Here is a 12,964-nt window from a genome sequence, read left to right as displayed (position 1 = left end):
CTGGACCGGCTGGTTCGGTTCAGCGGATACACGCCGGCCGCCGCCCCCTGGGGAGCGGCGGCCGGCGAACAGCGGATCCCGGACGGGATCAGGCGTCGGAGTCGTCCGACGCGTCGTCCGAGGACTCCTCGGCCTGGGCGGCCAGGACCTGCAGCACGACCGCGTCCTCGTCGATCGCCAGCGTGGTGCCCTCGGGCAGCGGGATGTCCTTCGCGAGGATGGCCGCGCCGGCCTCCAGGCCCTCGATGGAGACGGTGACCGACTCGGGGATGTGCGTCGCCTCGGCCTCGACGGTCAGCGTGCTCAGCACGTGCTCCAGCAGGAAGGCGCCCGGGGCCAGGTCACCCTCGGTGTGCACGTAGACCTCGACGTTGACCTTCTCGCCGCTCTTCACGAGAAGCAGGTCGACGTGCTCCAGGAAGCCCTTGATCGCGTCACGCTGGACGGCCTTCGGGATGGCGAGCTGGGTCTTGCCCTCGATGTCCAGGGTCAGCAGGACGTTCGGGGTACGCAGGGCGAGCTGCAGCTCGTGGCCCGGCAGCGTGATGTGGACCGGGTCGCCACCGTGGCCGTACACGACGGCGGGGACCTTGCTGTCACGGCGGATGCGACGCGCGGCACCCTTGCCGAACTCGGTGCGGGTCTCGGCGGCGAGCTTGACCTCGGACATAGTCACTCCTCGTAGTACGGGAAAGCCTGGAAAGGCCAGGGAAGGAAGTCACCCGGCCGAACCATCGGCCTGCTACGAAGAGCGCGTCGATAACGGACCGCCGCACCCAAGAGTGCGGCCTCCCTCGCCGAGCAACTGTGACAGCTTACGCGGCGGGGAGGCCGTACAAGAAATTGATCTGTCCCGGTCCGCGCCTACTCGTCGAAGAGGCTCGTCACCGAGCCGTCCTCGAAGACCTCACGGACCGCGTTCGCGATCGTCGGCGCGATCGAGAGCACCGTGATCTTGTCCAGTTCCAGCTCGCCCGGGGTGGGCAGGGTGTCCGTGAAGACGAACTCGCTGACCTTCGAAGCCATCAGACGGTCCGCGGCCGGACCCGACAGGACCCCGTGCGTCGCCGTCACGATGACGTCCTCCGCACCGTGCGCGAACAGCGCGTCCGCCGCGGCGCAGATCGTGCCACCCGTGTCGATCATGTCGTCGACCAGGACACAGACCCGGCCCTCGACGTCACCCACGACCTCGTGCACGGTCACCTGGTTCGCGATGTCCTTGTCACGGCGCTTGTGCACGATCGCCAGCGGCGCGCCCAGACGGTCGCACCAGCGGTCGGCCACCCGCACCCGGCCGGCGTCCGGGGAGACGACCGTGAGCTTGGAGCGGTCCACCTTGTGGCCCACGTAGTCCGCGAGCAGCGGCAGCGCGAACAGGTGGTCCACCGGCCCGTCGAAGAAGCCCTGGATCTGGTCCGTGTGCAGATCCACCGTCAGCAGGCGGTCCGCACCGGCCGTCTTCAGCAGATCGGCCACCAGACGCGCCGAGATCGGTTCACGCCCGCGGTGCTTCTTGTCCTGGCGGGCGTAACCGTAGAACGGCATGATCACGGTGATGCTCCGGGCGGAAGCCCGCTTCAGAGCATCGATCATGATCAACTGCTCCATGATCCACTTGTTGATCGGAGCCGTGTGGCTCTGGATCAGGAAGCAGTCGGCGCCGCGGGCCGACTCCTCGTAGCGGACGTAGATCTCACCGTTGGCGAAGTCGAAGGCCTTCGTCGGGACGACCCCGACACCCAGCTGGTGGGCGACCTCCTCGGCAAGCTCGGGGTGGGCGCGGCCGGAGAAGAACATCATCTTCTTCTCGCCGGTCGTCTTGATCCCGGTCACAGCACTGTCTCCTCAGAGGTGTCTCAGCCGGATGTCGAGATGTGCTCTCAAGCGCGTTCTCGTGCCCTCGAGTGCGGTCTCGGCTGGGTGTGCGGATGTGCGTCTACCACGGTACGCCGAGTCCGACCCGACCTTTTCCGGTCAGCTTTCGCCGCCGGCCTCCCGGGACGACGCCTCCGCGGCCCTCGCGGCGGCGCTCCCCGGACGCTTGCGGGCCACCCAGCCCTCGATATTCCTTTGCTGGCCGCGGGCCACGGCCAGCGAACCGGGCGGCACGTCCTTCGTGATCACGGATCCGGCGGCGGTGTACGCGCCGTCCCCGATGGTGACAGGCGCCACAAACATGTTGTCCGAGCCCGTCTTGCAGTGCGACCCCACCGTCGTGTGGTGCTTGGCCTCACCGTCGTAGTTGACGAAGACGCTCGCGGCCCCGATGTTCGAGTACTCGCCGATCGTCGCGTCACCGACGTACGACAGGTGGGGAACCTTCGTGCCCTCGCCGATCGAGGCGTTCTTCGTCTCCACATACGTACCCACTTTGGCCTTCGGGCCGATGCGGGTACCGGGACGGAGATACGCGTAGGGGCCCACGCTCGCCCGGGGGCCGACCTCCGCGCCGTTCGCGACCGTGTTGTCGACCCGGGCGCCCGCACCCACCGTGGTGTCGTTCAGCCGGGTGTGCGGGCCCACCTCGGCGCCCTCGCCCAGGTGCGTGGCGCCCTGGAGCTGGGTGCCCGGGTGCACGACCGCGTCCCGCTCGAAGGTGACGGTGACGTCGACCCACGTCGAGGCCGGGTCGACGACGGTCACACCGGCCAGCATCGCGTCCCGCAGCAGGCGGTCGTTGAGGGTGCGGCGGGCCTCCGACAGCTGCACCCGGTTGTTGATGCCGGCGATCTCACGGTGGTCGTCCGCCACGGCGGCGCCGACCCGGTGCCCGGCCTCGCGGAGGATGCCGAGGACGTCCGTCAGGTACTCCTCGCCCTGGCTGTTGTCCGTGCGGACCTTGCCGAGCGCGTCCGCGAGGAGCTGCCCGTCGAACGCGAAGACACCGGAGTTGATCTCACGGATCGCGCGCTGGGACTCCGAGGCGTCCTTGTGCTCGACGATGGCCGTCACGGCGCCCGAGACACCGTCCCGCACGATCCGGCCGTACCCGGTGGCGTCCGGCACCTCGGCGGTCAGCACGGTGACCGCGTTGCCGTCGCCGGTGTGCGTCGAGGCGAGCTTGCGCAGGGTCGCGCCGGTGAGCAGGGGGGTGTCGCCGCAGACGACCACGACGGTGCCGTCGACGGCACCGCCCAGTTCCTCGAGGCCCATCCGCACCGCGTGCCCCGTGCCGTTCTGCTCGGCCTGCACGGCGGTCCGTACGTCCGGGGCGGTCTCCGCGAGGTGCGCGGTGACCTTCTCCCGGGCGTGGCCCACGACGACGACCAGGTTCTCGGGGGCCAACTCACCGGCGGCGGCGAGCACATGACCGACGAGGGAACGGCCGCAGAGGTCGTGCAGGACCTTGGGTGTGGCCGATTTCATACGGGTGCCCTCGCCCGCTGCGAGAACGACGACGGCTGCGGGTGGGGTCTCCCCTGCTCCGGAGCCGAGAGCTTGGGGAAGGTTGGCGCTCACGGATATGCCCTTCGGCTACTGGTGTCTGGGACATCCGCAGGATACCGGGGCGTTTCGGGGACGACATGGGAGCGGGCCCTGACAGTGCTGTCAGAGCCCACGTGAGGAGGGCTCCCGGGGAAGGAATCGAACCCTCATTCAACGGACCAAAACCGTTTGTCCTGCCATTAGACGACCCGGGATAAATTGCGCCTTATGTCCGATTATTTTGATCGGCCTTGCGCGCGGACAACACTATGCCGTACCAGGCGCCTTCGATGCGACGGTAGAGGTCTGCGCTCTGGTGGACCTTGATTACCAGGCAGCCACGATAGGTCGCATCGATGTTCTTGCGAACCGTCTTGGGGTTGTGCTTCTTGATGGTCGTCTTGTTGAACGCGCTGCTGTCGGCACCGACGAGGTCCGCCCAGTACCGTTCCGCGCCCGCCACGTCGGCCGTCTCGTGGATCATGACGCAGTACCGCACGCGATCACGCCCCACTCCGAGGAGGTCGAGCCAACGCAGGAAGAAGTCGATCATTCCCGGATCGCTGTTGACGAAGGTGACGAACTCCCGGCGAGCGTGGGGCTTGTCCTTGGTGCCCTCGGCCCAGTAGAGGCCGACGCCCACCAGGAACAGCTCGCGATCAGACATGGTGCCGATGTCGTCGGCGGCCGCGGCTTTGGCACGTTGGCGTTCCTCCTCACGCAGCCGCATCGTGGCCTCCCAGCCGCGCTTGGCGATCGCCGAAGCCTCTTCCCGGGTCCGCCTGGGCCGTTCCGGCTTCGGCAGGTCCCGTACCCACAGGGAGATCGAGCTCTTCGAGCAGCCCAGCTCGGCCTGGATGCGGTCGTACGTCCAGCCCTGGAGGCGGAGCTCCCTGACCCGTGCGCGGAGGTCGTCCTTCGCTCGTGGGCGCTTCGTCCACTCGGGGGGCGGCTCGCCCTCCAGGAGGCGGTTCAGGATGTCGTTGTTGTGGACCTGGAGCCGGTCGCGGATCTGGCGGCGGCTGAGGCCCTCGCGGCGCAGGGCCATGGCCCGCTCCCGAAGTCCCTCGAAGTCCGCGTACTTGCCCGGTGCATGTTCCATGGGCATACCGTCTGGGCGGAATGTGGCGTTCCGCGGTCGAACGGCGGGCGATTCATCAGTTCGAGGGACGGAGACGGGTTTCGCTTTTGTTCGGTTGCGAGAAGTGGTGTGAACCAGTCCGGGAAACTCACCGGAAACCGGGCGGGGGGCAATCGTAGGCTGGAGGCATGACCACGACGGGGGAAGACCACACCGCGACCCTGACCGGGCCGTGGTGGTGGGCGAGGTGGCGCAGTGCGGTGCTCGACGGAAGTCTTGCGCTGGTGTCGGCGGTGGAGTGCGCGGCGGAGGGGTTCCCGTTCGCGGACGCGGCCGGGCTGCCGGTGCCCGTGGGGATGCTGTTCGGGGCGGTCGCCGGGTCCGTGCTGGTGTTCCGGCGGCGGTGGCCGATCGCCGTCGTCCTGGTGTCGATCGCCATCACGCCCGCCCAGATGGGTTTCCTGATGGGGCTCGTCGGGCTGTACACGCTGGCGGCCTCGGAACTGCCCCGGCGGATCATCGGGGCGCTGGCCGGCATGTCGATGGTGGGGATGCTCATCGTCACCTACGTACGGGCGCACCAGGGGATGGTGCGGGGCGATGTGGCGCCGCTGGGGGACTGGTTCGTGCCCTTCGTGTCGATCACCACCTCGCTCGGGATGACGGCGCCCCCGGTGCTGCTCGGGCTCTACGTGGGTGCCCGGCGCCGGTTGATGGAGAGCCTGCGGGAGCGGGCCGACTCCCTGGAGCGGGAGCTGCAGCTGCTGGCGGAGCGCGCCGAGGAGCGGGCGGAGTGGGCGCGCAACGAGGAGCGGACCCGCATCGCCCGCGAGATGCACGACGTCGTCGCGCACCGGGTGAGCCTGATGGTGGTGCACGCCGCCGCGTTGCAGGCGGTGGCCCGCAAGGATCCCGAGAAGGCCGTGAAGAACGCCTCGCTGGTGGGGGACATGGGCCGCCAGGCCCTGACGGAGCTGCGCGAGATGCTGGGCGTGCTGCGCAGGAACGACGGGGCGGTGCCGGGTTCGGCGTACTCGTCCGCGCCGGTGCAGGCCGTGCCGCTGGCCGCCGTGGGGGCCGCGGCGGCGGCCGCCGCGGCCGCGTCCCGGGACGTCGAGGAGGAGTCGGGGGAGGGGCCCTGCCTCGACGACCTGGAGGAGCTGGTGGGGCAGTCCGCCGCCGCGGGGATGGTCGTCGACCTCTCCGTGGAGGGGAGGGCGCGGGGGTACGCGGCGATGGTGGAGCAGACCGCCTACCGGGTGGTGCAGGAGGCGCTGACCAACGTCCACAAGCACGCGGCGGGCGCGAAGACGCGGGTGCGGCTGGCCCATCGCGGGGCGGAGATCGCGATGCAGGTGGAGAACGGGCCGCCGCCCGAGCCGGGGGCCGCGTCCGACGCCCGGCTGCCCAGCGGGGGGAACGGTCTGGTGGGGATGAAGGAGCGGGTCGTCGGTCTCGGCGGGGTGTTCGTGTCCGGCCCGACGGACGCGGGCGGTTTCCGGGTGTCGGCGGTCATCCCGGCCGGGGGCTGAGCCGGGACCGGGCCGGCTGCGTCCGCGCGGCAGCGGTTGCGCCGTGACCGTACGGCGGGCGCGCGGCGGTTGCGTGGGTGCCGTGCGGTGGGCCCACCGTGGCTGTCGGTGTCGGTTCAGCCCGCTGTCAGGCGTACCGGTTCCCGGCCCGCGACGAGTGTGGTCAGGGCCTGGTCGATGTCGGTGCCGAGGTACCAGTCGCCGGTGTGGTCCAGCATGTAGACACGGCCCTGCGCGTCGATGGCCAGCAGGGCTCTGCTGTCGGTCTCCTCGCCGAGCGGGGCGACTTCGGTGTCCAGGGCCCTGCCGAGGTCGGCGAGGGTGCGGGCCATGTGCAGTCCGTGCAGGGGGTCCAGGTGCAGGGGTGAGGGGGCGATCTGCCGGCCGGACTCGATCGTCGTGACACGGAGTCCGCCGAACTCCGCCCATGCCTCCACCGCCGCCGGGAACACGGCATGGCGGTGCCCGCCCGCGGACTCGTGGCTGCGCAGGGCGTCCGCCCAGAACTCGGCCTGCCTTATGTCCCAGCGGCCCGGCCGCCAGCCGGCGGAGCGCAGCGCAGCGTCGACCGGCACGGAGAAGCGGGTGGTGGAGGTGGCGGCGGTGCGGTCGGTGTGCATCTGCCCTTCGCGATCGTTCCGAGCCGCCGCCGTGGTGTCCGGCGGCGGGCTTCTTCGAGTGACGCCGGTCGCGTCCTCGTGCGGCGGAAGGCCCCGGTCAGTCCTCCCGTGCGGTCGGGTCGACGACGCGTACGCCGAAGTGGGCGCTGAGCGCCGTGCAGGAGCGGCAGGGCGGCGCGAAGCTGCCGTGCAGCGGGTCGCCGTCCTCACGGATGCGGCGGGCGGTGAGTTTGGCCTGCTTGAGGGACTTGCGGGCCTCTCCGTTGGTCATCGGCTTGCGGGCGGCCCGCTTGGAGCGGGCGGCGTCGGCCGCGACGAGGTGGCGGGAGATGAGGATGGCCTCGGCGCAGCGGCCGGTGAACCGGTCGCGCTGCCCGCTCGTGAGGGTGTCCAGGAAGTCCTGCACGAGGGGGTGCAGCGGCGGTGGCTGGTCGCCGCGGCCCGCGGTGCCGGTGAGCGTGGCACCGCGTACGGAGAGGGCGGCGGCGATGGTGGGCAGTATGCCGTCGCGGCGGTGCAGGAGGACCGGGGCGGCGGGCAGCTCGGAGCTGCTCCAGCCGACCCGTGGATCTCCGGACGTACCCGTGTGCGTCGCGTTCATTGTCCTGTTCCTCCCCTTACCGCATCCCCCGGTGCTCCGACAGAGTGCCAAACTCCGTGGCCCGTGCGGAAGCTGGGGCGGTGCGACACGCGAGGTCTTCGTCTCACCGTCACGGCTCGATGACGGCAGGTCACGGAAGCGGAGGGTCCTTGGCCGGTGGGGGACAGGAGGCCCGGTGACCGGTGTCGCTCCACCGCATAGGCTGTCGGCATCCGCGATCCTTCAGAACGCCGCAGGGGGCAACCGCCATGACGACAGGTCGGCTCGGGCAACAGGCCGCGCCGCCGAACGCGGCCTACACCGGGCAGGTCGTGCACTTCCCGGATCCGGTCCGGGCGGCACGTCACCCGAGAGGGGTACGTGTCGACGACGCGGGTTACCCGGACTTCTCGTCGTATGCGCGCGCGGCCGCCGAGATCGCCGAGCCGCCCGAGGGGTTCGGGGTCGACGAGCTGCGGCTGACGGACTACGTGTCGGCGAACGCCGCCCTGGCGGCGTCCGGGCACGAGCTGTGGGACACCATCCCGGCCGTCGCGACCCCGCACGGCTGGACCTGGCACCACGTGCCGCGCACGCGCCGGCTGGAGCTGGTGCCGGTCGAGGTGAAGGCGCTGCTGCGGCACCACGGCGGGCTCGCCACCGCGGTCGTCGACCAGGACAAGCGGGGCACCCGGCCGTTGCAGGAGACCCGGCCCGCGCACTTCGGGCTGCCGAAGGCGGCGGTGGCGGTGACCGAGCAGCAGGTGCTGGGTGTCGAGGAGGACCTCGGGTACCGGCTGCCCGGGGCGTACCGTTCCTTCCTGAAGGCCGCGGGCGGGTGTGCGCCCGTCGGGGCGGCGCTGGACGCGGAGTTGGGGCTGCTGGTCGACCAGCCGTTCTTCACCGTGCGGGACGAGGCCGCCGTCAACGACCTCGTCTACGTCAACAAGTGCCTGCGCGACCATCTCACCAAGGACTACCTGGGAGTCGCCTTCGTGCAGGGCGGGCTGCTGGCGGTGAAGGTGAAGGGCGACCGGATCGGCTCGGTGTGGTTCTGTGCGTACGACGACGCCCGCGACCAGGACGCGTGGCCGCCCGCGGAGCGCGTACAGCGGCTGTTGCTGCCCTGTGGTGACGACTTCGACCAGTTCCTGTCCCGGCTCGCGGGCAATCCGCCCGAGCTGGAGACGGTGGCGAACCTGATGGTGGACGGCGGCTTCGCGCACGCCGTGCCGGTGTCCGCCGTGTCTTCGGTGGGGGAGTGAGCGTCCGATGGTGACCTTCGCGCAGGCGCAGGAGCGTGCGGAAGAATGGATCAACGGGGACGTCCCCGGTTACCAGCACCGTGAGGTGCGGATCCGGGAGTTCGATCTCGGGTTCGTGGTGTGGGCGGAGGACCGTGCGGACGGTCCGCGCTCCGACGGTGGTGCCCAGCGGCTCGTCGTCGCGCGCGACAGCGGGGAGGCCACGCTGTGGCCCCCGCTGCCGGTGGGCGAGGTGATCCGCCGGTACGAGGAGGAGTACGGGCTGTCGGCGCAGACGCCCGATCCGGCGCCGGCGCCGCCCGCCCGCGTCGACCTCAACCAGACGTCGTTCCTGCTGACTCCGCCGGAGTGGCTGCAGGAGGCGGCGGACCGGATGGGGATCCCGGACCACCGGGACCGCACGTCCGGCGGAGCCGCGGCCGGGGCCCGTGCCGGTTCTCCCGTCGAGGACGCGGTTCCTTCCACCGGAGCGGCTCCTTCGGCCGGCGCCGTCCCGCCGGCGGACGCCGTTCCGCCCGCCGACGCCGTTCCCGTGGCGGACGCGGCTCCCGCCGGGCCGGGCGGTGCGGGCGGTTCGCTGCCCGAGACGTTGCCGGGTCCCGGCGTCGGTTCGCCCGCGCCGTCCGGTGCGGGGGTGCCCGCCGCCCCGGGCGGGGGCACGGCGTGGCCCGCCGCCGGCGGGGCCGCCCTGCCCGCCGACGCGACCCCGTGGGCCGGTACCGACACCAACGCCGAGCCGGGGGAGGACCGTTCGGTGCCGTTGCCCGTGACGGTGTACGCGCCGCAGATTCGCGATGTCGGGGACGACGGGGCGCCGCCGCCCCCGCCGGAGACGACTCCCGAGGCCAGGACCAAGCTGATCTCGGGCGGCAGCGGGCTCCCGCGCACGGCGGTCGCGCCCGCGCTGGGCGAGCAGCGGCCGCCCGCCTTCCCGCAGGGCGCCGCCCCGCAGGGAGCGCCGGTGCCCGGCACACCGCCTCCGGGCACGCCCTCGTACGGCTATCCGCAGGGCGCGCCGCCGCAACAGCCGCCGCAGCCGCAGTCGCCCGTTCCCGGCGCGCCGCAGGGACCGCCCTCGCCGAGTGCGCCGGGCCGGCCGTTGCCGCCCGACGCCGGTGACATCGCGGACGCCGCGACCAGCAAGGCGCAGGGTCCGCCGCGTGGCGCCCGCGGTGCGGGCGCGCCCGGTACGCCGCCGCCCCCCGGGGCGCCCGGCACGCCGGGTGTGCGGCCGGACGGTCCGCCTCCGGTGTCCGGGCCCGGTGCGCCGGGCGCCCCGGCCGGCGGGTACGTGCCGACGCAACTCGTCTCGCAGCTCGGACCGGACGGACCGGAGGGCCCCGCGGACCCGGGTGCTCCGGCCCGGCCCGGCGAGCCCGCGGCCCCGCAGCCGCCGGGTGCCCCCGGAACTCCCGGTGCTCCCGGGGGTGCGCCCTCCGGTGGCGTCCACCACGCGGCGACCATGCTCGCCGGCCCCGCGGTCGGCGGTCCGGGTGCGCCCCAGCCTCCGGGTGCCCCGGGTGCTCCGGGCGGTCCCGGTGCCCCGGGTGCGCCCGGCCGGCCCGGCGGTCCCGCCGCCCCCGGCGGTACACCGTCCGGCGGGGTGCACCATGCCGCGACCATGCTGTCCGGTCCGCCGGTCGGTGGCCCGGGCACGGCTCCGCCGCCCCCGCCCGCTCCGGGTGCGCCCGGTATGCCGCCGCCCGCCCCGCACCTGCCCGGTCAGCCCTTCCCGGGCCAGCAGCCCTTCCCGGGGCAGCCGCCGATGCAGGGCCGGCCGATGCCGGGTCAGCCCCTGCCCGGGCAGCCCCCGGCCTACGGCTATCCGCAGCAGGACCGGCCCACGGTCGGCCCCGGCTACCAGGCGGTGCTGCGTTACCGCGCCCAGGACGGCAGCGAGCAGCAGCTGATCCGGCGGTCGGCGCCGGGCACCCCGCACCCGGAGTGGCAGATCCTGCACGAGCTGCGGGCGATGAACGTGCCGCCGCAGCAGGTGCTGGAGCTGCACACGGAGCTGGAGTCCTGCGAGCTGCCGGGCGCGTACTGCGCGCGGATGATCCGGGAGAGCTGGCCGCAGGCACGGATCACCAGCATCGCCTCGTACGGCACCGACCACGCGAGCCGTCAGCAGGGCATGGCGCAGCTGCTCGCCCACCAGGGTGAGCTGCACCAGGTCGCCGACGGCCCGGCGCGGCCCGCGCCCGTACGGGCGCCGTTGCCGCCGGTGCAGCCCGCGCCGCCGATCCCGCCGGAGGCCATCGGGCAGGAGCTGGCGGCGGCCTTCGGGCCGGGCCTGTTCCGGTTCGACCAGGCGGCGGTGTCCCGGCAGGGCGTACCGCCGATCGTGGCGCACACCCTGGTGGTGGCCGGACTGCCCGTCGACATGAACCCGTTCTTCTGGGCGCAGGCCCAGCCGGGCCGGCCGGTGCCGACGCTCGCCGAACTGGCGCAGGAGCGGGGCGTGCAGCCGGGTGCCGACGCGGGCTCGTACCTCGTGATGGGCAGCGACTTCGGCAAGGCGGTCTGTGTCCAGTACGGGACCGCGAACATCGTGGCCGTGCCCGTGGAGGCGGGGCCGGGCGGTGCTCCCGTGCCGCCGCAGTTCGTGAACACGGGGCTGCCGGAGTTCGCGCGCAGCCTCGCGCTGCTGGGCCGTATGTGGCGTCTTCGCTACGGCCTCAACCAGGAGCAGGCGGGGCGCTGGACCGTCGACTTCCAGGCGCAGCTGGCCGCGATCGACCCGGCGGCCCTCGGGTCGCCGGAGAGCTGGTGGTCGGTGCTGCTGGAGCAGATGTGGGACGGTCTGCTCTGACGGCGGGGCACCTCGGCGCGGTGTGACGAAGGGGGCCGGGCCCGGTCGACCGACCGGGCCCGGCCCTCTTCCGTGCCGTCCTCGGTGGGCGGCCGGGCGGGCGCGGACCGCAGGCCCTGGGGGCGGAATGCGCGGAGTGTCGCGTTATGAACACTTCCGTCTGATCCCTCAAGATGTGCGGCATGAGCAGCTCACCGGTGTCGTCCCGGGGATTCGAGGTCGTACGGGGCCGTGGTTACCGTCCCGAGCAGGTCGACGCGTACGTGGCGGCGCTCTCGGCCGGGCGGGACGCCGCCTGGGAACGGGCCGCCCGGCTGACCGTGCTGGCCAGGGAGATGGAGTCCGAGGCGCTGCGGCTGCGCGAGGTCGTGACGCAGCTCGCCCCGCAGACGTACGAGCTGCTCGGCGACCGGGCCCGGCGGCTCCTGGCGCTGGGCGAGGAGGAGGCCGCGGCGGTGCGCGGGAGCGCGCGGCAGGAGGCGGCCCTGGCCGTGGCCGAGGCCCGGGCAGCGGCGCAGCGGGTGTGCGAGGCGGCGCGGGCGGACGCCGACGAGGTGCGCGGCGAGGCCGAGGAGCTGGCCCGCCGCAGGCTGGCCGAGGCCCGGGCCGAGGCCGACGAGCTGCGGATCTCCGCGCGGCGCGCGGTGAAGGAGAGCCGCGCCGAGGCGCTGTCCGCGCTGCGGGAGACGCGGCGGCGCGGCGAGAACCTGGTCGCCGAGCAGGAGAAGGAGCATGCCGGGCGCCGGGAGCGGGCCGGGTGCGAGGCCGCCGAGCGGGAGGCCGCGCTCGACGCGCGCCACGAGGAGCTCGTCGCGCGCGCCGAGGAGGGGCTGGCCGGGGCGGCCCGCGCCCTGGCCGAGGCGCAGGAGTCGGCCCGCCGTCTCCAGGAGGACGCGGACGCCCGCGCCGCCGAGCTGCTCGCCGACGCCCGGGTCCAGGAGGAACGCACCGCCCGTGAGACGGAGCGCGTCCTGCGCGAGCACGGCGAGCGGTGGGACGAGGTGCAGGCCCACATGGACCACGTACGCAGCAGCCTCACGGCCCTGACGGGCCGGGCGGCGGCCGAATGACACCTGGCCGCCCGCACCCTCGGTGCCGCGTTCCTGCGGTGCCGTACTCCTTCGGTACCGTCTTCCTGCAGTTCCTGCGGACCGCTCCCGCGAGGATCCAGCCCCCACCGCCTCGTACTGCCTGCGCTGTTCCGCCACCTCCCGCGGGCCCGAGGCCACCGTGCCGAGCCGGCCCAGGGCGAAGCCCGGCGGGATGGAGGCGAGGCCGGTCGTGGTGAACGGGAACCAGGTGAAGTCGTGGTCCGGGAACGCGGAGACGGGGGACCCGGAGACCGGGTTCGTGCCGGTCATCAGGACGAGGAACGGTGTGAAGTAGCCGAGCGCCGTCAGGGTCGCCACCCGCCGCTGCCACCGGTACGCGGTGCGCAGGACACGCAGGTCGCTGTGCCGGCCGGATGCGGCGTGCTGGGGGCGGGGCGGTGGCTGGTGAGACGGGTGGGGCGACGGGCGGGGCGGTGGCTGGTGCGGTGGCCGGGGTCGGTGGTGCGGCGGGAACGGGTGTACGACGGGGACGTGTCGTAAGACATCCCGAGACATCCCGGTTCTCCTCGCGTGGCTCGGGCCCGGTGCGGACC

The 12,964-nt window shown here is 72.9% G+C and carries 10 protein-coding genes, 1 tRNA gene and 2 pseudogenes; 4 read left to right on the top strand and 9 right to left on the bottom strand.

Annotated features, from left to right (window positions below):
* Positions 1-88: 88 nt before the first annotated feature.
* The 5 genes from QFZ75_RS15825 to QFZ75_RS15805 all read right to left on the bottom strand — a co-directional run bounded on the left by QFZ75_RS15825 (position 89) and on the right by QFZ75_RS15805 (position 4,531).
* Positions 89-670, bottom strand: a complete 582-nt coding sequence (locus QFZ75_RS15825) for a 50S ribosomal protein L25/general stress protein Ctc (RefSeq protein WP_307537530.1) — start codon at positions 668-670, stop codon at positions 89-91.
* 194 nt (positions 671-864) lie between these two features.
* Positions 865-1,836, bottom strand: coding sequence for a ribose-phosphate diphosphokinase (locus QFZ75_RS15820; protein WP_307537528.1), 972 nt, complete (start codon positions 1,834-1,836; stop codon positions 865-867).
* 141 nt (positions 1,837-1,977) lie between these two features.
* Positions 1,978-3,462 (bottom strand): bifunctional UDP-N-acetylglucosamine diphosphorylase/glucosamine-1-phosphate N-acetyltransferase GlmU, encoded by a 1,485-nt coding sequence (gene glmU / locus QFZ75_RS15815; RefSeq protein WP_307537526.1) that lies wholly within the window; start codon positions 3,460-3,462, stop codon positions 1,978-1,980.
* A gap of 111 nt (positions 3,463-3,573) precedes the next feature.
* Positions 3,574-3,644, bottom strand: a tRNA-Gln gene (locus QFZ75_RS15810).
* Positions 3,645-3,655: 11 nt separating this feature from the next.
* Positions 3,656-4,531, bottom strand: coding sequence for a helix-turn-helix domain-containing protein (locus tag QFZ75_RS15805; RefSeq protein WP_307537523.1), 876 nt, complete (start codon positions 4,529-4,531; stop codon positions 3,656-3,658).
* Between the two features lie 167 nt (positions 4,532-4,698).
* On the opposite strand from QFZ75_RS15805, the gene QFZ75_RS15800 reads away from it, so the two are divergent.
* A complete protein-coding gene (locus tag QFZ75_RS15800) occupies positions 4,699-6,042 on the top strand; it encodes a sensor histidine kinase (RefSeq protein ID WP_307537522.1) in 1,344 nt (447 codons plus the stop codon).
* Between the two features lie 116 nt (positions 6,043-6,158).
* Here QFZ75_RS15800 and QFZ75_RS15795 read toward each other — a convergent pair whose 3' ends face one another.
* Both QFZ75_RS15795 and QFZ75_RS15790 read right to left on the bottom strand, forming a co-directional pair.
* Positions 6,159-6,662, bottom strand: coding sequence for an SUKH-3 domain-containing protein (locus QFZ75_RS15795; protein WP_307537521.1), 504 nt, complete (start codon positions 6,660-6,662; stop codon positions 6,159-6,161).
* Between the two features lie 97 nt (positions 6,663-6,759).
* Positions 6,760-7,263, bottom strand: a complete 504-nt coding sequence (locus QFZ75_RS15790) for a YwqJ-related putative deaminase (protein ID WP_307537519.1) — start codon at positions 7,261-7,263, stop codon at positions 6,760-6,762.
* A gap of 248 nt (positions 7,264-7,511) precedes the next feature.
* On the opposite strand from QFZ75_RS15790, the gene QFZ75_RS15785 reads away from it, so the two are divergent.
* From QFZ75_RS15785 to QFZ75_RS15775, 3 genes are all read left to right on the top strand, one after another.
* The gene (locus QFZ75_RS15785) at positions 7,512-8,507 is read left to right on the top strand and encodes an SMI1/KNR4 family protein (RefSeq protein WP_307537516.1); all 996 of its coding nucleotides are present in this window, start codon (positions 7,512-7,514) and stop codon (positions 8,505-8,507) included.
* 7 nt (positions 8,508-8,514) lie between these two features.
* A complete protein-coding gene (locus QFZ75_RS15780; protein ID WP_307537514.1) occupies positions 8,515-11,319 on the top strand; it encodes an SUKH-4 family immunity protein in 2,805 nt (934 codons plus the stop codon).
* A 182-nt stretch (positions 11,320-11,501) separates the two neighbouring features.
* Positions 11,502-12,389, top strand: coding sequence for a DivIVA domain-containing protein (locus QFZ75_RS15775; RefSeq protein ID WP_307537512.1), 888 nt, complete (start codon positions 11,502-11,504; stop codon positions 12,387-12,389).
* Here QFZ75_RS15775 and QFZ75_RS15770 read toward each other — a convergent pair.
* A pseudogene (locus QFZ75_RS15770) lies at positions 12,355-12,689 on the bottom strand (hypothetical protein); the annotation flags it as partial. The gene QFZ75_RS15775 and the pseudogene QFZ75_RS15770 sit on opposite strands and share 35 nt — an antisense overlap.
* A pseudogene (locus QFZ75_RS15765) lies at positions 12,681-12,926 on the bottom strand (DUF485 domain-containing protein); the annotation flags it as partial. The pseudogenes QFZ75_RS15765 and QFZ75_RS15770, both read right to left, overlap by 9 nt.
* Positions 12,927-12,964 lie beyond the last annotated feature (38 nt).

The organism is Streptomyces sp. V3I8 (assembly GCF_030817535.1).
Taxonomy (GTDB): Bacteria; Actinomycetota; Actinomycetes; order Streptomycetales; family Streptomycetaceae; genus Streptomyces.
Note: the sequence above shows the minus strand (reverse complement) of the source record. Positions and strands in the feature narration are given on the sequence as shown.

Excerpts from the sequence above, each read along its gene's own strand:
- QFZ75_RS15825 (WP_307537530.1), bottom strand. The coding sequence starts at position 670 with ATGTCCGAGGTCAAGCTCGCCGCCGAGACCCGCACCGAGTTCGGCAAG.
- QFZ75_RS15805 (WP_307537523.1), bottom strand. The coding sequence starts at position 4,531 with ATGGAACATGCACCGGGCAAGTACGCGGACTTCGAGGGACTTCGGGAG.
- QFZ75_RS15800 (WP_307537522.1), top strand. The coding sequence starts at position 4,699 with ATGACCACGACGGGGGAAGACCACACCGCGACCCTGACCGGGCCGTGG.
- QFZ75_RS15795 (WP_307537521.1), bottom strand. The coding sequence starts at position 6,662 with ATGCACACCGACCGCACCGCCGCCACCTCCACCACCCGCTTCTCCGTG.
- QFZ75_RS15790 (WP_307537519.1), bottom strand. The coding sequence starts at position 7,263 with ATGAACGCGACGCACACGGGTACGTCCGGAGATCCACGGGTCGGCTGG.
- QFZ75_RS15785 (WP_307537516.1), top strand. The coding sequence starts at position 7,512 with ATGACGACAGGTCGGCTCGGGCAACAGGCCGCGCCGCCGAACGCGGCC.
- QFZ75_RS15780 (WP_307537514.1), top strand. The coding sequence starts at position 8,515 with ATGGTGACCTTCGCGCAGGCGCAGGAGCGTGCGGAAGAATGGATCAAC.
- QFZ75_RS15775 (WP_307537512.1), top strand. The coding sequence starts at position 11,502 with ATGAGCAGCTCACCGGTGTCGTCCCGGGGATTCGAGGTCGTACGGGGC.